At 43.1% G+C, this 471-nt stretch carries 1 pseudogene; it reads left to right on the top strand.

The window, feature by feature from the left end:
• A pseudogene (locus QOS07_RS09325) lies at nt 1-471 on the top strand (IS5/IS1182 family transposase); the annotation flags it as partial.

Genomic DNA, 471 nt, shown 5'->3' with positions numbered 1-471 from the left:
ATCGATGGGACCAAGGTGGAAGCCGATGCCAATAAATATTCATTTACTTGGCGGCGGGCGGTTGAAAAGTATCACGCTAAGTTAAGAGAAAAGACGAGTAAGCTTTATGAGGAACTAGTAGAAAAACAAGTGGTGCAAGAAATGGCACCCGAGCTGGTTACTTCTGCCGAAGGCATGGAAGTAATGGAACAAGAGCTTGCGGAGAAAATCACTAAGTTAGATGAAGAGATTAAGCAAGAACCAAAAATCATCAAAGGTGGTTCAGTTAGAAAACGGCGCCGTCGTTTTCTAAAAAAACTTCGCCATCAATTAAGCAACGACCTAATTCCGCGTGCCAAAAAGTATGAACGTGCCGAAGATATCTTCCAAGGTCGTAATAGCTATTCCAAGACTGATCATGATGCGACTTTTATGTGTATGAAGGAAGATCCGATGATGAATCGGGAGTTGAAGCCCGGCTATAACCTGCAA

The sequence above is a fragment of the Limosilactobacillus viscerum genome (genome assembly GCF_947387525.1).
GTDB lineage: Bacteria > Bacillota > Bacilli > Lactobacillales > Lactobacillaceae > Limosilactobacillus > Limosilactobacillus viscerum.
The sequence above is the reverse complement of the archived record's forward strand: the minus strand, read 5'-3'. Positions and strand labels throughout refer to the sequence as shown.